General features: G+C 66.4%; 21 protein-coding genes. 4 read left to right on the plus strand and 17 right to left on the minus strand.

The window, feature by feature from the left end; all coding sequences use genetic code 11:
- Window positions 1–68: 68 nt before the first annotated feature.
- The 14 genes from JJB74_RS03400 to JJB74_RS03465 all read right to left on the minus strand — a co-directional run bounded on the left by JJB74_RS03400 (window position 69) and on the right by JJB74_RS03465 (window position 12,168).
- Window positions 69–533, minus strand: a complete 465-nt coding sequence (locus JJB74_RS03400) for a host attachment protein (protein WP_200590386.1) — start codon at window positions 531–533, stop codon at window positions 69–71.
- A 103-nt stretch (window positions 534–636) separates the two neighbouring features.
- Window positions 637–1,965 carry a VWA domain-containing protein gene (locus JJB74_RS03405; protein ID WP_200590387.1) on the minus strand — a complete coding sequence of 443 codons (1,329 nt, stop codon included), beginning with the start codon at window positions 1,963–1,965 and terminating at the stop codon, window positions 637–639.
- Window positions 1,966–2,078: 113 nt separating this feature from the next.
- Window positions 2,079–2,606 (minus strand): TadE/TadG family type IV pilus assembly protein, encoded by a 528-nt coding sequence (locus JJB74_RS03410; RefSeq protein WP_325170080.1) that lies wholly within the window; start codon window positions 2,604–2,606, stop codon window positions 2,079–2,081.
- The gene (locus JJB74_RS03415) at window positions 2,603–3,034 is read right to left on the minus strand and encodes a TadE/TadG family type IV pilus assembly protein (RefSeq protein ID WP_200590388.1); all 432 of its coding nucleotides are present in this window, start codon (window positions 3,032–3,034) and stop codon (window positions 2,603–2,605) included. The genes JJB74_RS03410 and JJB74_RS03415 overlap by 4 nt, the downstream gene beginning before the upstream one ends.
- Window positions 3,031–3,744 (minus strand): type II secretion system F family protein, encoded by a 714-nt coding sequence (locus tag JJB74_RS03420; protein ID WP_200590389.1) that lies wholly within the window; start codon window positions 3,742–3,744, stop codon window positions 3,031–3,033. Before JJB74_RS03420 ends, JJB74_RS03415 begins: the two co-directional genes overlap by 4 nt.
- Window positions 3,745–3,753: 9 nt before the next feature.
- Window positions 3,754–4,638, minus strand: coding sequence for a type II secretion system F family protein (locus JJB74_RS03425; RefSeq protein ID WP_200590390.1), 885 nt, complete (start codon window positions 4,636–4,638; stop codon window positions 3,754–3,756).
- Entirely contained in the window at window positions 4,635–5,942 is a 1,308-nt protein-coding gene (locus JJB74_RS03430) for a CpaF family protein (RefSeq protein ID WP_200590391.1), read from the minus strand. Before JJB74_RS03430 ends, JJB74_RS03425 begins: the two co-directional genes overlap by 4 nt.
- Window positions 5,920–7,134, minus strand: coding sequence for an AAA family ATPase (locus JJB74_RS03435; RefSeq protein WP_200590392.1), 1,215 nt, complete (start codon window positions 7,132–7,134; stop codon window positions 5,920–5,922). Before JJB74_RS03435 ends, JJB74_RS03430 begins: the two co-directional genes overlap by 23 nt.
- On the minus strand, window positions 7,131–7,451 hold the full coding sequence (locus tag JJB74_RS03440; RefSeq protein ID WP_200590393.1) for a hypothetical protein: 321 nt from the start codon (window positions 7,449–7,451) through the stop codon (window positions 7,131–7,133). Before JJB74_RS03440 ends, JJB74_RS03435 begins: the two co-directional genes overlap by 4 nt.
- A 20-nt stretch (window positions 7,452–7,471) precedes the next feature.
- Window positions 7,472–8,986 (minus strand): type II and III secretion system protein family protein, encoded by a 1,515-nt coding sequence (locus JJB74_RS03445; RefSeq protein ID WP_200590394.1) that lies wholly within the window; start codon window positions 8,984–8,986, stop codon window positions 7,472–7,474.
- 83 nt (window positions 8,987–9,069) lie between these two features.
- The gene (cpaB, locus tag JJB74_RS03450) at window positions 9,070–9,882 is read right to left on the minus strand and encodes a Flp pilus assembly protein CpaB (protein ID WP_200590395.1); all 813 of its coding nucleotides are present in this window, start codon (window positions 9,880–9,882) and stop codon (window positions 9,070–9,072) included.
- Window positions 9,883–9,925: 43 nt separating this feature from the next.
- Window positions 9,926–10,444, minus strand: coding sequence for an A24 family peptidase (locus tag JJB74_RS03455; RefSeq protein ID WP_200590396.1), 519 nt, complete (start codon window positions 10,442–10,444; stop codon window positions 9,926–9,928).
- Between the two features lie 36 nt (window positions 10,445–10,480).
- On the minus strand, window positions 10,481–10,663 hold the full coding sequence (locus JJB74_RS03460) for a Flp family type IVb pilin (protein WP_200590397.1): 183 nt from the start codon (window positions 10,661–10,663) through the stop codon (window positions 10,481–10,483).
- A 389-nt stretch (window positions 10,664–11,052) separates the two neighbouring features.
- Window positions 11,053–12,168, minus strand: a complete 1,116-nt coding sequence (locus tag JJB74_RS03465) for an SEL1-like repeat protein (RefSeq protein ID WP_200590398.1) — start codon at window positions 12,166–12,168, stop codon at window positions 11,053–11,055.
- Window positions 12,169–12,438: 270 nt separating this feature from the next.
- Between JJB74_RS03465 and JJB74_RS03470 the strand changes: the two genes are divergently transcribed.
- Complete coding sequence (locus JJB74_RS03470; RefSeq protein WP_200590399.1) at window positions 12,439–13,218, plus strand: YwqG family protein; 780 nt, start codon at window positions 12,439–12,441, stop codon at window positions 13,216–13,218.
- 114 nt (window positions 13,219–13,332) lie between these two features.
- Here JJB74_RS03470 and dnaE read toward each other — a convergent pair whose 3' ends face one another.
- Entirely contained in the window at window positions 13,333–16,794 is a 3,462-nt protein-coding gene (dnaE, locus tag JJB74_RS03475; RefSeq protein WP_200590400.1) for a DNA polymerase III subunit alpha, read from the minus strand.
- A 108-nt stretch (window positions 16,795–16,902) separates the two neighbouring features.
- Between dnaE and JJB74_RS03480 the strand changes: the two genes are divergently transcribed.
- Entirely contained in the window at window positions 16,903–17,754 is an 852-nt protein-coding gene (locus JJB74_RS03480) for a sulfurtransferase (protein WP_200590401.1), read from the plus strand.
- A gap of 72 nt (window positions 17,755–17,826) precedes the next feature.
- Here the strand turns inward: JJB74_RS03480 and JJB74_RS03485 are convergent, their stop codons facing one another.
- Window positions 17,827–18,525 (minus strand): pirin family protein, encoded by a 699-nt coding sequence (locus JJB74_RS03485; protein ID WP_200590402.1) that lies wholly within the window; start codon window positions 18,523–18,525, stop codon window positions 17,827–17,829.
- A gap of 117 nt (window positions 18,526–18,642) precedes the next feature.
- Here JJB74_RS03485 and JJB74_RS03490 point away from each other — a divergent pair, with 117 nt between their 5' ends.
- Window positions 18,643–19,566, plus strand: a complete 924-nt coding sequence (locus tag JJB74_RS03490; protein ID WP_200590403.1) for a LysR family transcriptional regulator — start codon at window positions 18,643–18,645, stop codon at window positions 19,564–19,566.
- Window positions 19,563–20,456 carry a tRNA glutamyl-Q(34) synthetase GluQRS gene (gluQRS, locus tag JJB74_RS03495; protein ID WP_200590404.1) on the plus strand — a complete coding sequence of 298 codons (894 nt, stop codon included), beginning with the start codon at window positions 19,563–19,565 and terminating at the stop codon, window positions 20,454–20,456. Before JJB74_RS03490 ends, gluQRS begins: the two co-directional genes overlap by 4 nt.
- A gap of 93 nt (window positions 20,457–20,549) precedes the next feature.
- Here gluQRS and JJB74_RS03500 read toward each other — a convergent pair whose 3' ends face one another.
- On the minus strand, window positions 20,550–22,607 hold the full coding sequence (locus JJB74_RS03500; RefSeq protein WP_200590405.1) for a hypothetical protein: 2,058 nt from the start codon (window positions 22,605–22,607) through the stop codon (window positions 20,550–20,552).
- Between the last annotated feature and the right edge of the window lie 171 nt (window positions 22,608–22,778).

Here is a 22,778-nt window from a genome sequence, read left to right on the forward strand (position 1 = left end):
TCTCTATCGCCAAGGTGAAGTGCCTGCATGGCGGAAGATGCCCGGAATGCCTGAAGACCCCTTGCGATTCAAGGCTTCTGCGTTTCGATATTGCGCCGAAGCTCCTCGGCTCCGGCATGCGTATAGTCCTTGTCGATTTCCAGTCGCACCGCGGCCTGCAGCTGCGGAGTCATCAGCGAGCGCAGCATGCCGAGAAACTTCGGCGACACCACCAGCGACAGTTCACGGAATTCACCGCGCTGCTGACCCTGCTGCAGGTAGCCGATGATGTCACGCGCGAACAGCTCAGCGGCGTGCTTGTCCGGCGTCTGCGGCGGTTCATATCCCTTGTTCGGCACGGCGCCGCCGGTGTTGTGCATGGTCTTGGTGCCTGCCGTCGGGCCTATCCTTTCGGACTCGGTGTTTTGCGACACGCGCAGCCGCGATTCATCATTGATCATGTCGTTGATCTCGCGCAGCGGTCCGGTAGCGTTGTCCTGCGCAAAGATACGCGCCCGGCTGGCGTTGGCTGAAACGATCCAGGTTGCCGTCATAGTGTCCTCTTCAATGCGTGCATGAAGCTTTTCGACGTGCGCGCCTGGTGAAATGTTCCAGCACCGGGCTTGATCCTTTCCTGCTGCGGCGCGGACTCCTCGCTCAATGCGCTGCGCGCAGCAGCTCGGCGGCGAGCAGCGCGGCGCAGGGCTTCAGATCGGCCGCGCTGGCCGCATGGCAATACCGGCCCGCCGGCTGCGCCGGATCGCGGCAGGAGGACGGCGCGTCGCCGGTGTTGGCCAGGCAGCGCAACAGCGCGCCGTCGGGTGTGCCATCAGGCGCGGGGCCGAGTCCGATCACGTGGATGCGGACACCGGCCGCGCGCGCGCGCCTGGCGATGGCCATGCTCGCCATGGCCGCGGCGCGGCGCAGGTTGGCCGCGGTCGGGGCGCGCTGGGCGGCATCGCCAGCATCGGTCAGCAGCGGGATGGCGCGATCCTCGCCGTGGGCGTTGTACCAGGGCGGCAAGGCGTCCGGCGCGAGCAGGCCAAGCGCGGCAGCATTGCCGCAGGCGCCGGGCAGCGCTTCGGCTTGCCGGTCGGCATGCCATAGCCCGTTGACGGATGCGGCCCCTGCTCCGGCCAGCACGCCTGTTGTCGGGCACGCGTCGGGATCGGTGAAGGCAAAGCGCGCCGCCAGCGCGCCGGGCGCATTGCCGGCGAACAGCAGCAGCACGCGCGGCGTATCGGATGTGCTTGCTACGGCGGTCAAGGCATTGCGCGCCTGCCACAGGCCTTCGGCGAGATTGGCGCAGCCGTCCAGATTCGAAGACGCCAGGCGCGCCTGCAGCGACGCGCGATCGAAGCCGCGGCCGCTCACGCGCATGGCCGCATCAAGCTGCGCGCCATAGCCAAAGCGCACCAGCGCGACACGGTCGAGCATGGGACTGAGCTGGCGCAGCAGCAGACCGGCAGCGTCCGTGATTTGCGTAGCGGAGGCGGCCTGGCCGGAAGACAGGTCCAGCGCCAGCGCCACGTCGATACCGCGCCGCCGCGCTTGCGCATCGACCGCTACCGGCACCGAAGCGAATCCGATGGCCGCCATCAGGCCGGTCGGCATGTCGGCGGCGGCATCGATCTGCACGCGCAGGCCGTCGGGCTCCCATGCCAGCTGCAGCGGCGACAGGCGCGCTGCGGCGCCCAGCCAGCCCTGGGGGAAATTCGCGTCGAAGGCGGCCGCCGCGGCATCCTGCGCCGCCGCATCGGCGGCGTAGGCGTTGTCGGCGGAAGCGGCGGCGCGCAGCGCGGCATGGCTGGCGGCATCCGCGGCGGCCGACAGCCGCGCGCGCACCAGGTAGCCCCGGCCGGAATCGATGACCAGGCCAGCCATGGCGATGAGCACGATCAGGCAGAACGCCGCCAGCACCAGCACGCTGCCGGATTGATGCCGCCGCCGTACCTGTGCCCACGGTCGCAAGACAGGTAGCGGCAAGGCAGGCGCGGATGGAAGATGACGCGGCCATCCGCCTCCGCCCTCCTTGCGTGTGGACGTGCGCCCGAGAGCCCACGCATGCCCTGTCGCGCCTGCCTGCGACGCGCGCCTTTCTACAGCAAGGTAATGGCGCACCATTCCCCCGCAAGCCCGGAAAACAGCGAGAACAGCGGCGCATACCGGTAATGCGCCTCGACCGCCAGCACCGATGCGCCTTCGCTCAGCGGCGGCAGTCGGCGCCATGCCTCGTCGCTCAGCATGCAGCCGGATGCGGCGTCGCATTGCGCAAGCGCGCTCGTCATCCGCGCATCGCCGCCGTCCCAGCGGTATTGCTCCAGGACGATCGGTCCGTTGCCGGCATCGGCAATGCGGGTGATGACGATGGCGCCGTTCGCGCGCAGTTCCGGCGATGCGGTCGCGGCCAGGGTTTCCATCAGCCCGTCGCTACTTTCGCGCAGCGGCAACGCGCCGGCAGCGGCCAGTTCCGCGCCGGCGCGGCTCATGCCTTCGAGCGCCAGCCGCGCTTCGAGCGCACGCCCCAGCTCGGCCATGCCCAGGGCCAGCAGCAGCAACATCGGCAGCAGCAGCGCCAGCTCGACCAGCGCTGCGCCGCGCATGCGGGCCACAGTGCACGCGCTCACTCCCCGCCCCCGTCATGCAGCGCAGCGGCGAATTCGAAGTGATAGCCGTCGGGGAAGAACGGCGCGAGCAGCGGCGTCGTCACCGGCCAGGCGCATTCCATCCGCAGCACTGCGTGGCCGCCGGGCGCGGCCACCAGCGTGATCTGTGGCTGCAGGCGTGCGTACAAGCCCATCGATTGCTCGGCCACGCGCGCCAGCAGCCTTGTCGTGTCGTTCGCCTCTCCCATCTGCGCCGCTTGGCGCACGCCATCCTGCAGCGCATGCCGCATTGTCAGCGTGACCCAGGACAGCACGCCCAGTTCGAGCGCGGCGAAGATCAGCAGCAGCAGCACCGGCGCAGCCAGCGCGAATTCGATCAGGACCGCGCCGCGCTGGCCGCGGGCTTGCCTGCGATGTTGCATGGTGCGGTGCAGGCGGCGCGCGCTCATGATCCCAACCCCGGCAGCAGCGCCCGGCCGGCCTGAATGATGGCCGGTCCCATCAGCACCACCAGCAGCGCCGGAAACACGCAGAAGATCAGCGGGAACAGCAGCTTCAAGGCCAGCTTGGCCGCCGCTTCCTCGGCTTGCATGCGGCGCCGCAGGCGCAGATCCGACGCATGCTGGCGCAGCGCCTCGGCCACGCCCGCGCCGAAGCGTTCGGCCTGCAGCAGCGTGGCCACGCAAGCCGTGACTTCGGCCAGGCCACAGCGGGCGGCAAAGTCGCGCAGCGCGCTTTCCCGGCCGGCGCCGGCGCGCATCTCGAGCACGGCGCGCGACAGTTCGCGGGTGACGGCCGGCGCGATGCGTTCCATTTCCTCGCACACCCGCGCCAGCGCGGCATCCAGTGCCAGGCCCGCTTCCAGGCACAGCACCAGCAGGTCGAGCGCCTGCGGAAATTCACGTGCAATCGCGCGGCGCTTGCGCGCGCCGAAGGAACGGTGCGTCCATCCGAGAGGCAGACGCAGCGCTCTGAACATCGGCGCCGCGGCGCGCCGTGATGCGTCCAGGACCAAAGGCTTTCCCGGCGCAGCGGCGCGCAAGCCATCGAGTCGCTGCAGACGCAAGCGCGCGCGGCTGGGCCGCAGGCGCAGCAACAGCAGGGCCGCGCCGCAGAATACGGCGGCGAATAGTGACAGGGACAGAAGCAGGTTCTGCATGCGCCGCCCCTATAGCCGGATGCGCACCAGCGCGCGCATCCATGCCACGCCCACCAGCATCAGCAGCGCTGCCGCACCCAGCATGCGTCGCCCCAAGGGCTCGTCCCACAGCAGGCGCAGGAAATCCGGATGCAGGAAGTGCATTGCCGCGCCCAGCGCCAGCGGCAACAGGCCCAGTATCCAGGCCGACAATCTGCCCTCGGCAGTGCCCACGCGGATGCGGTCGCGCAGCAGCGCGCGTTCGCGCACCACGTCGGCGATGCTGGCCATGAGCAGCGGCAGATTGCCGCCGGTTTCGCGCTGCACGGACAGCGCCGCGACCAGGCAGCCGATATCGGTCAACGGCAGCCGCGCGGCAAGATCGCGTAGCGCATCGGGCAGCGGCGCGCCGAAATCCACCTCGTCCACGACGATGCGTAGCTGCGCCGCGAGCGGCTCGGCCGCTTCTTCAGCGGCGATGCGCAGGGCGCCGGGCAAGGCATGGCCCGCGCGCAGAGAGCGCGCCATCAGTTCGAGCGCATCCGGCAACGCGGCTTCGATGCGCGTCAGCCGTTTGCCACGGGCACGCCAGGCAAACAGCAGCGGCAGCCCGGCCAGGCACAGCGATACCAGCACGAAGCGCGCAAGCGGCATGCGCAGCCCGGCCTGGGCCATCAGACGCTCGATGGATCCGGCCCAGTTCGTCTGCACGAGCAGGCGCGTGATGGGAGCGTCCTGCGGGAGCGGCGGCTGGCGCCGTATCGATACGCTGGCCGGCGATGCGCCGGCGGCCTGACGCAGACGCGCGCGCAATTGGCTGCGCGAGCGCGCGCCGAACAAGCCCAGCCGCGCACCGGCACACCACAGCGCCGCCAGAAACGCCCCCATGCCGGCCAGCCATACGAGCGGCGTCATGCGGCCTCCCGGGCAGCGTCATGCCAGCGCGCGGCGAAGCGCGAGGCAAGGCCGGCGGCATGAAATTCACCGAGGATGGCGCCGTCGCGCCCCACGCCGGTCTGGCGAAACGCATGCAGCTCCTGCAACGCGATGTCCTCGCCCTGCAGCCCCAGCACTTCCTGCACGCTGACGATGCGGCGCTGACCGTCGGCCATGCGCGCCACCTGCACGATCGCGCCGATGCCTGAAGCAATCTGCTGCCGCGCCGCGCGCGACGACAGCGCCATGCCTGCCATGCCGAGCATGTTTTCCAGGCGCAGCAGCGCATCGCGCGGGGAATTCGCATGGATCGTGGCCAGCGAGCCATCGTGGCCGGTGTTCATCGCCTGCAGCATGTCGATCGCTTCTGCGCCGCGCACTTCGCCGACGATGATGCGGTCCGGCCGCATGCGCAGCGCATTCTTCAAGAGCGCGCGCGTGGTCACCTCGCCGCGGCCCTCGATGTTGGCGGGCCGCGTTTCCAGCCGCACCACATGCGGCTGGCGCAATTGCAGCTCAGCCGCATCTTCGATGGTGACGATGCGTTCGCCGGCGTCGATGTAACCGGACAGGATGTTGAGCAGCGTGGTCTTGCCGCTGCCGGTGCCGCCGGAGATGAGCATCGACACCCGCGCGCGCGCCAGCTGCGCCAGATAGCGCGCAATCTCGGGCGTGGCGCTGCCGTGGCGGCACAGGTCTTCCACCGTCAGCGGCGACTGCGCGAAACGGCGGATCGACAGGCACGGTCCATCCAGCGCCAGCGGCGGAATCACGACATTGATGCGCGAGCCGTCGGCTAAGCGCGCATCCACCATCGGGCTGGATTCATCGATGCGCCGGCCCACGCGCGAGACGATGCGCTCGACGATCTTCATCAGGTGCGCATTGTCGTGAAAGCGCGCCGGGCTGCGTTCGAGCCGACCGCGCCGCTCGACCCAGACCTGGGCCGCGCCATTGACCAGGATGTCGGAGATGCCTGGGTCGGCCAGCAAGGGTTCGAGCGGACCGAGGCCAAACATTTCATGGCGGATGTCGCGCAGCAGCAGCCTGCGCTCGGCATCGGCCACGGCAATGCGCTCGGCGGCGAGCGTTTCAGACAGCAGCGCGCCCAGCTGCGCCTGCGCCTCGGCCGGCGGCAGCGCGGCCATCGCCGCGAGATCGATGCGCTCCAGCAGCAGCCGGTGCAGGCGGATGCGCATGCCGGCATCGTCGCGCAGCGGCGACGGCGCGGCATGGGCGGCCTGCGCGGCCATGCCGGCTTCAAGCCGGTGTCTCAGTGACATGGGGTTTGCCTTTCATGACGATGCCGGCAAGGGACAGCACACGATGGATCCAGCCGGCGCGCGAGGGCGGCGTGCCGGCGCATTCGCGGCTCCATTGCAGCAGCGCCCTCGACACCGGGCTGGTGCGCGCCAGCCGCAGCATCGGAATGCCGCCATTGACTGACGCTGCCACCGCCGCATAGTGGTTCGGCACCAGCCGCGCCACCGGCGCGCCCAGGGTTTTCTCGACTTCATGGATGCCGATGTCGCCGCGCCGTTCATGCCGGTTCACCACGAGCCGGCATTTCTCCAGCGGATAATCCAGGCCGCGAAATACCTGCAGCAGACGGCGCGCGTCGCGGATGAAGGGCAGCGTCGTCTGCAGCACCGGGTAGATCAGATCGGCCACATCGAGCACACGCAGGCTGCGCGCATCGAGGTTGCGGCCGACATCGACCAGCACCCAGTCCCAGCGGCTCTTCGCGGCCGCCAGAATCGCGTCCAGATGCTCGGGCAGGATTTCCAGCGCCTGCGCCGGATCCTCCACGCCGGCCAGCACCGGCAGCGGTCCGACCGCGCTCATGCTCGCTTCAAGCGCACTGGCGTCCAGGCGCGGACCGGCACGCGCGGCATCGGCCAGCGTGCGCACCGGGGGCTCGTCCGACAGGAACAGCAGCGCATCGCCGCATTGCAGGTTGGCGTCGATGAGCGCGGCGGAATGTCCCTGCGCTGCCAGCGCGTAAGCGAGGTTGGCCGCCAGAAAGCTCGCGCCGCTGCCGCCCTTGCAAGAGACAAAGGCCAGCACCTTGCCGCGGGCCCTGGGTGGTCGCAAGCCGGCGGCTACGCGCTCGACCGCGGCGCGCAGCGCCTCGGCATCCACGCCAGGCGGCAGGATTTCACGCACGCCAGCGCGCATTGCCGCCAGCAGAAACGTCGCATCCTGGCGTGTGCAGACAAGAATGAGCGGCATGCCGGCCGCGCGCGCGGCCAGCGCGGCCAGTGCGTCAAGCGCGGAAATGCTGGCGTCTTCGGCATCGATATCGGCCAGCAGCAGCTCGCCCGCCTGCGCCGCCCGCGCGGCCATGGTCTGCGGCCGGCCATGCAGCGCCACCACCGACTCCAGTTCCGCCATGCGTCCCAGCGCCGCCTGCCAGGCCTCGAGCCGGGCGCGTTCGGGCGAGATCAGGCATAGCCGTGGCAAGCCGGGCTTCATCGCGCGCTCCCGCCGGCAATGCCCACGCCGCCGCCGGCGCTGATTCCGCCATTCCCGCCTCCCGGCCGCGCTGTCACAGCATGGCGCTGGTAAGCCGTCAGCGCCGCGCGCGCGGCCGTGCCATCGAGTGCGGGCAAGATGCGCGCCGCATCCTTGTTTGTCCCGTCCTCTGCCTGCGTTGGCGGCTCGGTGCCCGGTAGCGCTTGTGCCGCCAGCAGCGCGCGCACTTCGTGCCCGAAACGCGCATCCGTACGCGGCATCGTCGGCGCGCAGCCGGCGAGCAGGCCGACGAGCAGCCACGCCAACGTCATCCGCATGGTTTTCCTGAGTGCGGCCTTCATCGCTCATCCCCCTGCCCTATGCCGCCTTCCATGCGGCCCTCGAGGAAAAATTCGCGCCGCGACGGCGGCGGCGAGCGGTCCGTCGGCAGCGGCATGTCCTCGGGCAAAGCCTGCGCCAGCCGCGGCGTGATGATGAACACCAGTTCGCTGCGGTCGTTCTGGAAGTCGCTGCTGCGAAACAGCGCGCCCAGCACCGGCACCTCGCCCAGCAGCGGCAGCGCGCGCACATTCTGCGCGACGGTATTGCGGATCAGGCCGCCGATGGCCAGGCTCTGGCCGTCGCGCAGCTGCACCGTGGTGGCCGCGCGCCGGGTGGTGAACAGCGGCAGCACCGACGTGCTGCCGCCGCCGCTGACGGCGACGCCTTCGCGCGAGAGTTCCGAGACTTCCGGCTCGACGCGGATATTGATCCTGCCGCCATCGAGCACCGTGGGCAGAAAGCGCAGACCGACGCCGAATTCGCGTTCCTCCAGCGTGAAGCTCGCGCCGCCGCCGGCGCTGTTTTGCGCGACCGGGATCAGTACCCGGCCGCCGGCGAGAAAGCTGCCTTCCTGGCCGCTGATGGCGGTGATGGTCGGCTCGGCCAGGATGCGGATCGCGCCATCCTGTTTTTCCGCGTCGATGTTGATGAATTCGCCGCTGGCGGTCTTCACCACACCGAGCACGCCGCTGCCAGTGCCGCCGAAAGCCGAGGACAGGCGCGTGGACCAGTTGCCGCGGCTGCGCGTGAGCAATACATCCACGCCGAGGCGTTCGAGCAGCGTGCGCGAGATTTCCGCCACCTTCACTTCCAGCATCACCTGCTGCGGCGCTGCGACCGTCAGCATGTTGACGACGCGTTCGCCGCCGCTGACGGCAGTGCCCGACGTGCCGCCATTGCCGCCATTGCCGCCATTGCCGCTGCTGCGACGCGCGAAAGCGCCGGCCAGCGATACCGCGCGCTCGACCGCCACGGCATCGCTGGCCATGCCGGTCAGCACCAGCGCATCGGCGGCGGCGGCAATGCGTATGCCGGTTTCGCGCGGCAGCAGTTCGCGCAGGCTGGCCTCGACCGCGGCCGCGTCGACATCCACCACCACATCCACCAGCGCGCAGCGGTTGTACCGATCCTGGAACAGCAGATTGGTGGCGCCGACGCGCTTGCCGAACAGGAAAAAACTCGATCGTGGCGCGACTGCGGCCATCGGTTCGACCTGCAGCGTCTCGGCGCTGCCGATGGCGCGCAGCCAGGCCGGTGCGGGCAGATTCGCGCTCACCAGATCGAGCAACAGGGATTGCCCCTCGGGCACGCGTAGGCGCGCCGAGCGCGTGAGCTCGCCAATGCAGGGCGGCGCCGGCATGCCGGAACGCGGCTGCGGCGATGGCGGCAGCTGCTGCGTGTGCTGTGGTGGCTGCTGCGGCGCCGCAGGCGCCGGCTCGGCAATCTTCAGCGTCGGCTGGGCCAACGCTGCCGGCGACAGCAGCCAGGCTGCAGCCAGCGTCAGCCAGCCGCGCATTCTTGCGTCTTGCATGGCATGTCCTTCCCTGAAAAGTCCGACGTGAATTGATGCGCCGATTGCTGCATCGATTGCTGCATCGATTGTCACCATTGAGCTCAGTAGCAACGCGATACCGGCCCCGATGCGGTGAACACTTGCGCGCATTGCGGTGTGCTGCGCGCCGTTCGCGTCACGGCGGGCGTTGCGGCCAGCGGCGCCTGGGTTTCGAGCCGCAGCAGCGATGCCTTGGTCGCGCCTCTGGTTTGCACCGGCGCGGCATCGATCTGGTTGCGCAGCACCAGCGACAACTGGCCGACGCTACGCGCCAGGTCGAGCTGCTCGGCCTCATCCGGCGTAACTTCGAGCGTGACCGCGTTCACCACTCGCGGACGGTTATCCGAAGCGCTGGCTTCCTGCGCCACCGCCAGCACCAGAATGCGCTCCAGCACAAGCTTGGAAACGCTGCCCGCGCCATCGCCCGCCGCATGCCGCGGGTCCTGGGTGCTGACCAGGATGTCGACGTAATTGCCCGGCAGCGCAAAGCCCGCCACGCCGACCACATCGTTGACCCGCACCGTCATCGCCCGCCGACCCTGCGCCACCAGTGCCGACAAACCGCCGGCCGCGCCGCTTTGCGCCAGTCGCGCTTCGAGCACCGGCTCGCCGCGCGTCATCGCCATGCGCGACACGCGCGCCTGCAGCGCTTCGATGCGGGTGAAGCCGCCGGCCGGAACGCTGGCGGCAGGCCAGTCGGCCAGCTTCAGCATTTCCGGGGTCAGACGTGCGCCGGCCGGAATATCGGCCGCCGCAACTACGACCGGCATCGTCTTCGGCGCGGCCGGCGCCAGCCAGCGCCCGGCCGCGCCGACCGCGGCGAACGCCGCCGCCAGCGCGATCGCCAGGGCCAGCAGCATGCGCGCGATGCTCATCCGCGCCATCCCTGCCGCGCGCGCACTGTCATGGCTTGGGCATTCATGCGGCCCACCACAATTGCGCGATGCCCGCGCCGGCGGCAATCGCCAGCGCATAGGGCATGCGCCCCGCCGAATCGCGCGCTGCGTCCAGACGCGGCGCTTCGCCACAAGCCAGGCACCAGAACGCGCCCTGCAGCATGTCGCGCAGATTGGCGAAGAGGCGCAGCAGGCGCCGGCGCGAGGCGGCAACAACGATGCTCATCAGGCCGCCGGCAACAAAGGTGGCGGCAAGCACCGCCGGCATCGCCGACGCGCCGACGATGGCGCCGACCGCGGCCATCAGCTTCACATCGCCGGCGCCGAGCGCACGCAGCAGATACATCGGCAACAGCGCCACCAGGCCGATGCCCATGCCTGCAAGTGACGCCAGCAAGCCCACGCCGCCCGGCGCGCAGCCGAGCGCAATGCCGGCCAGCGCGCCGGCCAGCGCCAGCGCATTTGGTATGCGCCGGCTGCGCAGATCGCTCCCCGCCGCCGCAAGCAACAGCAGCAGCAGCAGCCACAGCGATGCGGACATGGCGGTCTGCGACATCGGCATGATGGATCGCGGCGATCAGGTGCATACGCCGCTGCCGCCGGTCAGCGCGGTGCAGACGGTGGAGAAGCCGGCCTTGATCTTGGTGCCCAGCGTGGCGATTACCGCGACGACCACCGCCGCGATCAGCGCTACCAGCAAGCCGTATTCGACTGCCGCTGCGCCATCTTCATCCCGCCAGAATTCCCTGAGTGCGTTCATTGTTGTGTGCTCCTTGCATGAGGTGGAGTGAAATGCGCCGGCGTGACTCGTCGGCGCAGCGGTAGTTTCATGACACGGCATGCGGCTGGCTTGAGACAGCGCAAGGGGCGGAAAAGGCTTGATGTAGCGCGGATTCGGGGGAGCGGTCAGCGGGAGCGGGGGCCTGTGACAGAACGTTAAAGCGGGAGGAACGTGCGGCCTCCCATGCTCATGGGAGGGGAGGCGCTATCGATCGATCAAAGTCTGGACAGGGACAGCTGCACTTCCAGCAGGCGCTGCCTGGTCGCTTCGTCGGTGCTGTCGTGCAGCTTGATGTCGGTACGGATCAGACTTTGTTCCCGCTGCGAGGTCAATTCGGGTGGCAGGCCGCTCCACCCGGCGCCCGTCTGCTAGGACTGCTGTTCAGTGCGCTTTCCCTCGATGCGCTTGTTGTTTGCCGTCTGGGACTCAATCACACTGACTTGCAGACGCATGTCCTCGCTGGCTTCAGCTGGAAGCGTGACAAGGACCTCTTGCAGCGTCGTATTGCTGCGCATCGCATCGGCTATGGCTTTCAATCCCGGTTGGCCGATCGGATTGTAGTGCAGATTCAGCAGCCGCAGCCTGGTGTTCTGCTCAAGCATCCGCGCAAGCGCGGCGGCGCCTACATCGGTGATGTCATTCCCGCTGAGGGACAGCTTCTCGATCGTCTGATCGTTTTGCATGAGCGATGCGATGGCAGTCACCATCTCATCGTTGATCTTGCAGGACGTGAGATCGAGTTCCTTCACGTCGGGCTGGCCCCATCCATCCACACGCAACAGGTGTTGCGCTGCCATTTCAATGTCCTTCTTGACGTAGATACCCTCGCGATACATGTCGCTCAATGACCGATGCGCAAGAATGTCGCCTTGTTGCGCGGCCTTGCTGAACCATTCGAACGCCTGCTGCGGGTTTTTCTGCACGTGCTCGCCATTCAGGTACATGTACCCTACGTGTGCCTGTGCGCGGCTATTTCCCTGCTCCGCCGCCTTGCTGAGCCACTTGAACGCCTGCTCGTTATCGTCCTCCACGCCACTGCCAAGGTAGTACATCAATCCGAGACTGGCTTGGGCTTCAGCATGTCCTTGCTGCGCTGCCTTGCTGATCCATTCGAATGCCTGCGCCATGTCCTGGTGCACGGCATTGCCTTGTATGAACTCCCGCCCCAAGTCGAATTGGGCCTGTGCATCGCCATGCTCGGCCTGCTCCCGTAGCCCGGTTAGGTCCGGACCCCTTTCTTCGGTCATCGCGACTCCTCCATCGCTGCCAGTCGTCGCTGCTGCTTGCAACGTCGGCGCCGACGTCAACCGTGCGTCAGTGGTGGCGCCCTCGGGTTGCCCCTGCGTTGACAACAGCGAGGGGGGTTGTGTCTGGCTCTGCACGCCAGGCGCGGCATTTTCCTGCTGTGGCTCCTGCGTCGGGCTGGCCGCATCTACAGGCGCCGACGAGAGTGGATCTCCCTTTTTGGGTCCGGTGGGATGCATGATGTCTCCAATAACAATTAAGTTGACGTTTTGTCAAAAAAACTGCTTGTGGGTTCCACCGCTGCGGTAGGGCATGCCGAATTTTTCGAGCCCGATACCACACAGGATTAAGCAACGCCTACAGAACCGGATCAGCGTGCGCTCCACTAAGGCCGCAGCCAGCCGCAGATCACTGGCTCAACAAAACTGGCCAAAGCCCCTGTATGCCGACAATGCAGAGGCGCACGCTGCGCGGGCATCGGAGTCATTGGCTCAATTTCGGGAGAAAAGATGGACACACAGGAACGCTTTTTACAAATGCTGGAAGCGGTGCAATCGCGCCGCAAACCCATGCTCAGGCTGGCATTGCGGCGCGCCGAAGGCCAGGACGATGTGCTGGCATCGAAGATTCTCGGCATGCCGTATTGGGAAGACGGCGTCCCCGTGCCCATGGATGACGATGGCAAGCCGCTGCAGATGATTGCCCAGCTCAATCTCGCCCTGCTTCCACGGCTGCCCACGTTCCCGGCGCAGGGAGTGCTGCAGTTCTTCATCGCGGACGACGATCAATACGGCTACTCGGCGGATGCCGAAGTCGACCATGCGAAGAGTCACGTCATCTACTGGCCCATGCCCGATATCGCCAGGCACGTGCCCTATCCGGTGATGGAGATGGAATTCTGTCCGGCCGACGCGCCGCTGCTGCTCAATCCGGAGGAGATCACCCTCGAGCATTGCGGCGCTGAGGATTACGAGGCCTCCAGCATCTACGCGAAGCTGCTGGATGCGCAATTCCCTGACATCGATCACGAAGCGCTCCACGAATTTCTTGATGACCACGTGGACAATGCCGGCTGTAAGCTGGGTGGCTTTGCCTATTTCACCCAGAGCGACCCGCGCAATGGCCAGGATTTCGGCACAAGCCGCGAATGGATACAGCTGCTGCAGCTCGACAGCGACGACGCGGGCATGATGTGGGGCGACGCCGGCATCGCGCACTGGTTCATCCGCCGGGAAGACCTGGAACGGCGCGACTTCTCCAAGGTGTTCTATACCTGGGATTGCTGCTAATGCTGCATGGCCCGCTTCGCCCACGCTTCATCGGTGTGCAAGCGGACGTGTGGACGGAGCAGGCCCCATCAAGATGACGAAGACCACTGGCTCTCGCCCGCAACTCCCCTCCGCTTAATACTCCACCGCCGCGCTGCGCGCCCCCAGCCTCTCGAACAGGGATTGCCGCAGCGCGTCCGCCGGCGCGACGCGCCATTCATCCGGCCACTGCACTTCGCAATCGATGCCATCGCGGGTATAGCGCATGGCCAAGGGCAGGCCGCTCTCGGAACGGAACTGCGAAAGAATTGCCCGGATCTGCGCCGCATCGCTGCTGTCGGTCAGCGAGAACGCGAACTTGCGGCCGAAGGCAATGCGCGCGGTGGCGATGTCCATCACCTTTTCCGCGGTGATGCGCAGGCCGCCGGAGAAGCGGTCTTCCGACACCTTGCCCTGCACCGCGAGGAATTCGTCTTCCTTGAACAGCTCGCGGTTCGCGTCGAAGACTTCGTTGTACACCGTGACTTCGACTGCGGCCGAGCCATCGTCGAGCGTCACGATCAGCATCTTGCCGCGCTGGGTCATCTGCGCGCGCAGGCCCGAGATCACGCCGGCGATCAGGCGCGGCTCGCGTGATGGCGCCAAATCCGACAAGCGCGTGCGCGCGAACTTGCGCGCTTCTTCCGCATAGGCGTCGAACAGATGGCCCGACAGATAAAAGCCGAGCGCGACCTTCTCTTCGGTGAGCTTCTGCTTGTCGCTCCAGGGCTGGGCCTTCACATATTCCGGCGGCGCGATCATGCCGCTGTCTTCATCGCCGAACAGACTGACCTGATTGGCCGAAGCTTCGGCCTGCTCGGCGCATTCGAGCGCATAGCCGACCGAAGCCAGGAGGATGCCGCGATCGACGTTGAAGCCATCGAAGGCGCCGGCGCGGATCAGCGATTCGATGGTGCGGCGGTTGATCTGCTTCTTGTCCACGCGCTTGCAGAAGTCGAACAAGTCCTTGAACGGACCGCCTTCGCGCCGCGCCGTGATGATCGCTTCGATCGCGCTCTGCCCCGAGCCCTTCACCGCGCCCAGGCCATAGCGGATCTGCGTGACCTTCTTCTTCGTCACGCTCGGCGCTTCGCCCACCGGCATGAAGCGGTAAACCGATTGATTGATATCCGGCGGCAGCAGGGTCAGACCGCAGACATCGATCGCATCCTCGACCAGGATCTTGATCTTGTCGGTGTCGTCCATGGCCAGCGACAAGTTGGCTGCCATGAACGCGGCCGGATGATGGGCCTTCAGGTAGGCGGTGTAATACGACAGCAGCGCATACGCGGCCGCGTGCGACTTGTTGAAGCCGTAGCCGGCGAACTTCTCCATCAGGTCGAAGATCTCGTCGGCCTTTTCGGTGCTCAGGCCATTCTTGGCAGCGCCTTCGCGGAACAGCTCGCGGTGCTTGGCCATCTCCTCGGCCTTCTTCTTGCCCATCGCGCGACGCAGCAAGTCCGCGCCGCCGAGCGAATAGCCGCCGATGACCTGCGCCATCTGCATCACCTGCTCCTGGTAGACCATGATGCCGTAGGTCTCGGACAGGATGCCCTCGGTGCGCGGATCGGGATAATCGAATTTCTCGCCGTGCTTGCGGCGGCAGAAGTCCGGGATCAGGTCCATCGGGCCGGGTCGATACAGCGCCACCAGCGCGATGATGTCCTCGAAGCGGTCGGGCCGCGCATCCTTCAGCATGCCCTGCATGCCGCGGCTTTCCAGCTGGAACACCGCGACCGTCTTGGCCTTGGTCAGCAAGTCGTACGAGGCTCTGTCGTTGAGCGGCAGCCGCTCGAGATTGAAGTCAGCCATGGCTGGATCGAGCTGGCGGATGTAGTTCACCGCGCGATCGAGAATGGTCAGCGTGGTCAGGCCCAGGAAGTCGAACTTCACCAGGCCCACCGCTTCCACATCGTCCTTGTCGTATTGCGATACCACGCCCGCATCGCCGCCTTGCGTGTAGAGCGGGCAGAAGTCAGTCAGCTTGCCCGGCGCGATCAGCACGCCGCCGGCATGCATGCCGATGTTGCGTGCGATGCCTTCGACCTGCTGCGCAAGGTCGAGCAATTGCTTGACCTCTTCTTCCTTCTCCATGCGCTCCTTCAGGAGCGGCTCTTCCTGGATCGCATCGGCAATGGTCACCAGCTTGCCGGGCTTGAACGGGATCAGCTTGGAGATGCCGTCGCAGAAGTTGTAGCCCATGTCGAGCACGCGGCCGACGTCGCGCACCGCGCCCTTGGCAGCCATGGTGCCGAAGGTGGCGATCTGCGACACCGCGTCACGGCCGTAGCGGTCTTTCACATATTGAATGACGCGGTCGCGGCCTTCCTGGCAGAAGTCGATATCGAAGTCGGGCATCGATACCCGCTCCGGGTTCAGGAAGCGCTCGAACAGCAGGTTGTAGGCCAGCGGATCGAGGTCAGTGATCTTCAAGGCATACGCCACCAGCGAGCCCGCGCCCGAGCCGCGACCCGGGCCAACCGGCACGCCATTGTTCTTGGCCCACTGGATGAAGTCGGCCACGATCAGGAAGTAGCCGGGAAAGCCCATCTTGATGATGGTGTCGGTCTCGAACTGGAGCCGGGCCTCGTAGCGTTCGCGCGCGGCTTCGCGCTTGGCTGCATCCGGATACAGATGCACGAGGCGTTCCTCGAGACCGGCCCTGGCCTGCGCGATCAGGAAGTCGTCGATGCTCATGCCGTCCGGCGTCGGGAAGTTCGGCAGCTGCGGTTTGCCCAATGTCAGTTGCAGATTGCAGCGGCGCGCGATCTCGACGCTGTTCTGCAGCGCGCCCGGCAGATCGGCGAAGAGTTCGGCCATCTCGGCCTGGGTCTTGAATGCCTGGTTCGGATTGAAGCGCCTGGCGCGGCGGCCATTGGCCAGGATTTCGCCTTCGGCAATGCAGGTGCGCGCCTCGTGGGCGATGAATTCTTCCTCGGACAGGAACTGGATCGGATGCGTAGCCACTACCGGCAGGCCGAGCTTCGCCGCCAGCGCCACCGACTGGCGCACCATCTGCTCCATGTTGGGCTGACCGGCGCGCTGAATCTCGATGTAGAAATGGCCGGGGAAGATTTGCGCCCAGGCTTGCGCGCAACGCTCGGCCAGTTGCGGATTGCCGCGCTCGAAGGCGCAGCCGATGTCGCCGAAATGCGCGCCGGACAAGGCAATCAGGCCGCCCGGCGCGAGTTCGGCCAGCCATTCGGCGCGGATCTCGGCGCGGCCGCGGTGCAGGTTCGACAGCCAGGCGCGGCTCAGCAGTTCGCACAGCTGCAGGTAACCCTGGTTGTTCTTGACCAGCAGCAGCAGGCGCGACGGCTTGTCGCGGTCGTCATTGTTGGTGATCCAGACATCGCAACCGGCGATCGGCTTCATGCCCTTGCCGCGCGCGGCCTTGTAGAACTTGACCATGCCGAACAGGTTGGCAAGGTCAGTGATGGCCAGAGCGGGCTGGTTGTCTTTAGCGGCTGCCTTGACCGCGTCATCGATGCGGACCAGGCCGTCGACGATGGAATATTCGGAATGCAGGCGGAGGTGGATGAATTGCGGCGAAGTCATGGCCGGCATTGTACCGAAGCCCGCCCGTGCGCGGCGACCGCATTTGCCCGGCCGCCTTTGTCCGACCGCGTATAATGCCGGCGAATCAAAGACTTACCCTTGCCATCCATGCACGCACCCGCCCCCATCGTCAACATCGCCGCCTACAAGTTCATCAGCATTGACGACACCGAAGCCATGCGCCCGGTCTACCAGGCCAAGTGCGCCGAGCTGCGCCTGATGGGCACCATCCTGCTGTCGCCTGAGGGCATCAACCTGTTTCTGGCCGGCGCGCGCGCGGACATCGACGCGTTTCTCGCCTGGCTGCGCGCCGATGCGCGCTTCGCCGATCTCGAAGTCAAGGAAAGCTTCTCGGACGAGCAGCCGTTCAAACGCATGCTGGTGAAGTTGAAGCGCGAAATCATCACGATGAAGCATCCGCTGATCAAGCCGGAACTCGGCCGCGCGCCGGCGGTGACGGCCGCTGACCTGAAGCGCTGGCTCGATCGCGGCCATGACGATGAAGGCCGGCCGGTGGTGATGATGGATACCCGCAATGCTTTCGAGGTCGATGTCGGCACTTTCGACAACACCATCGATTACCGCATCGAGAAGTTCAGCGAGTTTCCGGCGGTGGCCGAAGCGCATCGCGAGGAATTGAAGGACAAGACCGTGGTCACCTTCTGCACTGGCGGCATCCGCTGCGAGAAGGCGGCGATCCATATGCACAACGTCGGCTACGAGCGGGTGTACCAGCTCGAGGGCGGCATCCTGAAGTATTTCGAGGAAGTCGGCGGCGACCATTACAGCGGCGATTGCTTCGTCTTCGACCGCCGGACTGCATTGAATCCGAAGCTGGAAGCCACACCGACCGTGACCTGCTATGCCTGCCGCGCCGTGGTGACGCCGCGCGAGCAACTGTCGCCGCTGTACAGGTACGGCGAAAGCTGCCCGCATTGCGCGACGGAGGAGTCCGCGTGAAAAACCTGTAGGGTGGGCGCAGCCCACGCGGCGATCGAACACCCGCGTGGGTTTCACCCACCCTACACATCGTTACGCCAGGTCGAACACCAGCACCTCGGCGCCCTTCCCTTCCTTCAGGGCCACGCTCGGCTCGCCTTCCAGCATCAACGCATCGCCGGCCTGCAGCGTCTCGCCGTTCACATTGACGCTGCCGCGCGCCACGTGCACATAGGCGCGGCGACCATGCGCGATGGCGGCTTCGGCGGTTTCATCGCCATCGAGCAAGCCGGCATACAGCCGCGCATCCTGGTGGATGGTCACCGAGCCATCGGCGCCGTCCGGGCTGGCAATCAGGCGCAGCCGGCCGCGCTTGTCTTCGGCGCGGAAATGCTTTTGCTCGTAGCCGGGCGCAATGCCGCGGGCATCCGGCTGTATCCATATCTGCAGGAAATGCGTGGTCGCATCCTTGGCATGATTGAACTCGGAATGCATGATGCCGCTGCCCGCGCTCATGCGCTGCACATCGCCGGGCACGATCACGCTGCCGTTGCCGATGCTGTCCTTGTGGCCCAGTTCGCCGTTGAGCACATAGCTGATGATTTCCATGTCCCGATGCCCGTGGGTGCCGAAGCCGCTGCCCGGGGCGACACGGTCTTCATTGATGACGCGCAATGCGCCGAAGCCCATGTGCCGCGGATCATAGTAGTCGGCGAAGGAAAAGCTGTGATACGAATCCAGCCAGCCGTGGTTCGCATGGCCACGTTCCTCGCTTCTGCGCAGTTGTCTCATCGTTCAACTCCTTTCAATTCAGATCTGTCGATGGCTTCCAATATAGCGGCTCGCGCCAGAAAGAACGAGGGCATAATTCCGTCTCTTTCATTCAAATCCATTGAACAAGCCGTGCCCATGAACCTGACCCTGGAAGCGCTGCGCATCCTCGACGAGATCGACCGCCGCGGCAGCTTTGCGGCCGCCGCAACGGCGTTGGACCGCGTGCCATCGGCGCTGACCTACAGTGTGCGCAAGCTCGAGGACGACCTCGATGTGCTGCTCTTCGACCGGCGCGGCCACCGCGCCCGCCTGACCGCCGCCGGCGAGGAATTGCTGACCCAGGGCCGGCATCTGCTGCGCGCCGCCGATGAGCTCGAGCAACGGGTCAAGCGCGCCGCCACCGGCTGGGAAACCGAGCTGCGCATCGTCGTCGACAGCGTGATTCCGTTTGAACGCATGCTGCCGCTGGTGGCCGATTTCGATCGCGAGGAATGCAGCACCCGGCTGCGCTTTTCCTGCGAGGTCCTGTCCGGCGTATGGGAAGCGCTGCTGCAGGGTCGGGCCGACCTGGCCATCGGCGCGGCCTACGAAGGTCCGGACGCGGTGCAGATGAACAGCGAGTACAAGAGCCGCGCGCTCGGACGCATCAACTGGGTGTTTGCCGTGGCGCCGACCCATCCGCTGGCGCGCGAGCCGGATCCGCTGCCGGCCGAAGCGATACGCCGACACCGGGCGATCGCGGTCGGCGACACCGGCCGCACGCTGCCCGATGTCACCGCCGGCCTGCTTTCCGGCCAGCACACGCTGACCGTGCCGACGCTGGAAGCCAAGCTGGCCGCGCAATTGGCGAACCTGGGCTGCGGCCATCTGCCGCGCGCGCTGGCGGCGTCGCATCTGGCCTCCGGCGCGCTGGTGGAAAAGGACACGGCCGAGGCCAAGCCCGGCGGCACCGCGCACATCGCCTGGCGCGCCTCCGCTCGGGGCAAGGCGCTGCAATGGTTTCTCGATCGCCTGGCTGAACCGGCAACGCGGCAGATGCTGCTCGGGAGCGATGCATGAGCGCGCCTTATCGCGACGATGGCGGCTATGGCGGCTATCGCGGCCGCTTCGCGCCCTCGCCCACCGGGCCGCTGCATGCCGGCTCGCTGGTGGCGGCGCTGGCCAGTTATCTCGATGCCCGCGCGCACGGCGGCGCGTGGCTATTGCGCATCGAGGATATCGATGAAGCGCGCGCGCAGGCCGACGCGGCCGAAGCCATCATGCGCTGCCTGGCCGCGCATGGCATGCAATGGGATGAAAAGCCGGTGTGGCAAAGCCGACGCAAGGCGCTGTATCGCGCCGCCTTCGAGCGGCTGGGTGATGCGGCCTACCCTTGCGGCTGCAGCCGCCGGGAAATTGCCGATTCGCGCATCGGCATGGCCAGCGACGGCGCGGCGGTATATCCGGGCACCTGCCGCGCTGGCCTAGCGCCGGGACGCGCGCCGCGCGCCTGGCGGCTGCGGGTGCTGGAGGAAACGATCGCCTTCGAAGACCGCTGGGTCGGAACGGTGCGCCAGCAGCTTGCCACCGAGGTCGGCGATTTCGTGTTGAAACGCGCCGACGGCTTCTGGGCCTACCAGCTCGCGGTAGTGGTGGATGACGCGGACCAGGGCATTACCGACATCGTGCGCGGCGCGGACCTGCTCGATTCCACCGCGCGCCAGATCCTGCTGCAGCGGCTGCTCGGCCTGCCCACGCCGCGCTATCTGCACGTGCCGGTTTTGACCAATCCGATCGGCGAGAAATTGTCGAAGCAGACCGGTGCGCAGGCGCTGGACCATGCCGAAGCGCTGCCCAACCTGCTGCGCGCGGCGCGCTTTCTGCGCTTGCCGCTCGGCGAGCCGCAGACGCTGGCCGAGTTCTGGGAGAGCGCGATCGCGGCATGGGGGGATGCACACGCGGCGCTGTAGCTGCACATCGTCACAATGGCTGGGCGACGGGAAGACACAGCGCATGAAGCGCTCGTTCCCCGTTGCCCGCTTCATCTGACGTTGATGCGCGGCTCAGCGCAGGGTGATGCCGGACGGATCACCGAGGGTCGACGGCGCAAACGGCGTATAGGCTCCACAGGAGACCGGATCTCCGATGCCATTCGTATCCGTTTTCGCGTTCGCGAGCTTGCATCGGATGACGCCGCGAGTGCTTGTACGCTCATTGCTGACGAGTAGATAGAGTGCGGGTTCCGTGGCGGTGTTGTACGCGAATTGCAGGTCGAGGAGCGACGACGCAATATTGTTGGAAATAGACCACGCAGCCCCACACTGCGTGGTTCCCACCGCGCAGTTGATTAGCAGCGGGCCACTGCTGGAATTGGCGCCCATGAACACATGGCTGGCATCGCTAAGTTGTCCAACAGTCATGGTCGTGAAGACGTCCGTATAGTTGTGCCCATAGCTTTCACATTGCACGTCAAACCCGGCGCCCTGAAGCCGCACGCAGCGGAAGTACTGCAGTTGCAGGTTATCGAGCAGGTACAGCGCGCCGTCATCGCTTGCCAACGCATCGATCGCGCCGAGCTTGATGTTACCGGTATCGATTTTTATCTGTTCACAGCCGGCATTGGCGCCGAGCGGACAGGCGTAGATGGACGCGCCGCCCTGCCCGACAAGCACGTAGAGCGCGCCCGAGACTTCCGCCATCCACGTCACATTCGCGGGGACGTTGATCTGATTGACGCAGTCAAGAAGAGCGCCGTCGGCGCCCACGTCGCAGACATGGACCACCGCGGCCGGGGCGTCGAGCACATAGGCTTTCGATCCGCTGATAACCATGCGCCGCAGGCCGGTCGGCTGAATGCCCGCGCCAGGATCGTCGCAGGCATTCAGCTCGTACTTCGTGGCGCCGTCGGCCATCTTCAGCCAGCACTGGCTAACGCCTAGCCCGTCTCGCGTGCCAGCGGCGTAGAGCCGGTAGATGCGCGAGGTGTAATCAATCGAGGCGTTGCCGCTCATCGACTGCCCTAGGGCATTGCGATACGTGATATTCAGCGCAAGGGTTTGCTGCGCTTGCGACTGTTCCGGCGCCGGCCGGAAATGCAGCACCAGTTGACACTTGCCATCCTGCGTGACCTCGGCGCAGGAAAACGTCGACAGGGGCGCGTCCGAGGTCCATCCGGCCGGCAGGCTGGCATCTGCGGCCAGCCGCAGGTCGGCCAGCGCATTGCCGTCGCTGGAAGTGAAAGTGAAGCTTACGTCCTGGCTGTCGCCGGGATCGACGGCGACAAGATCGGGCGACGCCAGGTTTGCGCCGCCAATGTCGACTCGGACCGAATTCGGCACCGCCGCCGAATAGCCGACCGAAATCGCGTCGCTCTGCGGCTTGTCCGCGCTGTCGACGTAGCTGTAGTTGATCGTGAACCGCGATGAGGGCGCGCTCTGCGTCGGCGCATAGCGCAGCGTCAGCCGGCACGGCGCGCCGCCACCAAAACGCTCGCAACTGAAATTGGCGGCATCGCTGTTCCATCCGGCAGGTAGGGCAAGGGATGCGGCGAGCGCGCTGGCGACCGTGCCGTCGTTGGTGGCGAAGTCGATGGTGAGCGTACTCGTCTGGCCTACGATGCCTGGCACGGGGTTGGGCGCGGCGGTGGCAACGGCGGCGTTGGCGGCAAGCGCGCGATAGTTCAGCGTCACGCTGCCACCCTGGCTTGCGCCGGCGCTATCGATATAGCGGTAAGGCAGGCGCAGCGTTGCGGCCGGTGCGGCCTGTGTCGGCGTATAGGTCAGCCGCAGCACGCAACTGCCTTCGCGCGCCACCGTGTCGCAGGAAAGCGCTCCGGTTTGCGATTGCCAGCCCGACGTGGCTGGCAACGATACGCTCAGTTTCGTCGCCGCCGCGCCGTCGCTGGTCTTGAAGCTCAACGCGACGGTCTTGCTCTGGCCGACATAGGCAAGCAGGTCCGTGCCTTCCACAATGCTGCCCGCAACGGTATTGGCCACCACGGCCGCAGATGGAGCGGCTGTGGTGGCATCGTCGCCCCCGCGGCAGGCGGACAGCATCGCGGCGCACAGCATCATTTGCGCCAGTCTGAACATTCGGTATGAAGCGCGAGTATCGAAACGCATTTCGTCATCCTTTCGCATGCAGGGCAGTGGTCGTGGCGGCAATGGACGGCGCATTCCGGGCTCTCGCGCCGTCTTACCCGAGCGTCGGACCGCAAACCATATTGCCAATCAGACAACCGGGATGACTTGGTGGAATCAAAAGGGTTTCAGTTTGGTAAAAATCGCAATTCA

This window comes from Noviherbaspirillum pedocola (assembly GCF_016632335.1).
In the GTDB taxonomy this organism is placed as follows: domain Bacteria; phylum Pseudomonadota; class Gammaproteobacteria; order Burkholderiales; family Burkholderiaceae_D; genus Noviherbaspirillum_A; species Noviherbaspirillum_A pedocola.

Excerpts from the sequence above, each read along its gene's own strand:
- JJB74_RS03440 (WP_200590393.1), bottom strand. The coding sequence starts at position 7,451 with ATGCGGATGACGTTGGCGTGGCTGCTCGTCGGCCTGCTCGCCGGCTGC.
- JJB74_RS03500 (WP_200590405.1), bottom strand. The coding sequence starts at position 22,607 with ATGCGTTTCGATACTCGCGCTTCATACCGAATGTTCAGACTGGCGCAA.
- cpaB (WP_200590395.1), bottom strand. The coding sequence starts at position 9,882 with ATGAGCATCGCGCGCATGCTGCTGGCCCTGGCGATCGCGCTGGCGGCG.
- JJB74_RS03480 (WP_200590401.1), top strand. The coding sequence starts at position 16,903 with ATGCACGCACCCGCCCCCATCGTCAACATCGCCGCCTACAAGTTCATC.
- JJB74_RS03430 (WP_200590391.1), bottom strand. The coding sequence starts at position 5,942 with ATGTCACTGAGACACCGGCTTGAAGCCGGCATGGCCGCGCAGGCCGCC.
- JJB74_RS03435 (WP_200590392.1), bottom strand. The coding sequence starts at position 7,134 with ATGAAGCCCGGCTTGCCACGGCTATGCCTGATCTCGCCCGAACGCGCC.
- dnaE (WP_200590400.1), bottom strand. The coding sequence starts at position 16,794 with ATGACTTCGCCGCAATTCATCCACCTCCGCCTGCATTCCGAATATTCC.
- JJB74_RS03445 (WP_200590394.1), bottom strand. The coding sequence starts at position 8,986 with ATGCAAGACGCAAGAATGCGCGGCTGGCTGACGCTGGCTGCAGCCTGG.
- JJB74_RS03485 (WP_200590402.1), bottom strand. The coding sequence starts at position 18,525 with ATGAGACAACTGCGCAGAAGCGAGGAACGTGGCCATGCGAACCACGGC.
- JJB74_RS03465 (WP_200590398.1), bottom strand. The coding sequence starts at position 12,168 with ATGCATCCCACCGGACCCAAAAAGGGAGATCCACTCTCGTCGGCGCCT.
- JJB74_RS03420 (WP_200590389.1), bottom strand. The coding sequence starts at position 3,744 with ATGCAGAACCTGCTTCTGTCCCTGTCACTATTCGCCGCCGTATTCTGC.
- JJB74_RS03490 (WP_200590403.1), top strand. The coding sequence starts at position 18,643 with ATGAACCTGACCCTGGAAGCGCTGCGCATCCTCGACGAGATCGACCGC.
- JJB74_RS03460 (WP_200590397.1), bottom strand. The coding sequence starts at position 10,663 with ATGAACGCACTCAGGGAATTCTGGCGGGATGAAGATGGCGCAGCGGCA.
- gluQRS (WP_200590404.1), top strand. The coding sequence starts at position 19,563 with ATGAGCGCGCCTTATCGCGACGATGGCGGCTATGGCGGCTATCGCGGC.
- JJB74_RS03455 (WP_200590396.1), bottom strand. The coding sequence starts at position 10,444 with ATGTCCGCATCGCTGTGGCTGCTGCTGCTGCTGTTGCTTGCGGCGGCG.
- JJB74_RS03400 (WP_200590386.1), bottom strand. The coding sequence starts at position 533 with ATGACGGCAACCTGGATCGTTTCAGCCAACGCCAGCCGGGCGCGTATC.
- JJB74_RS03415 (WP_200590388.1), bottom strand. The coding sequence starts at position 3,034 with ATGAGCGCGCGCCGCCTGCACCGCACCATGCAACATCGCAGGCAAGCC.
- JJB74_RS03425 (WP_200590390.1), bottom strand. The coding sequence starts at position 4,638 with ATGACGCCGCTCGTATGGCTGGCCGGCATGGGGGCGTTTCTGGCGGCG.
- JJB74_RS03470 (WP_200590399.1), top strand. The coding sequence starts at position 12,439 with ATGGACACACAGGAACGCTTTTTACAAATGCTGGAAGCGGTGCAATCG.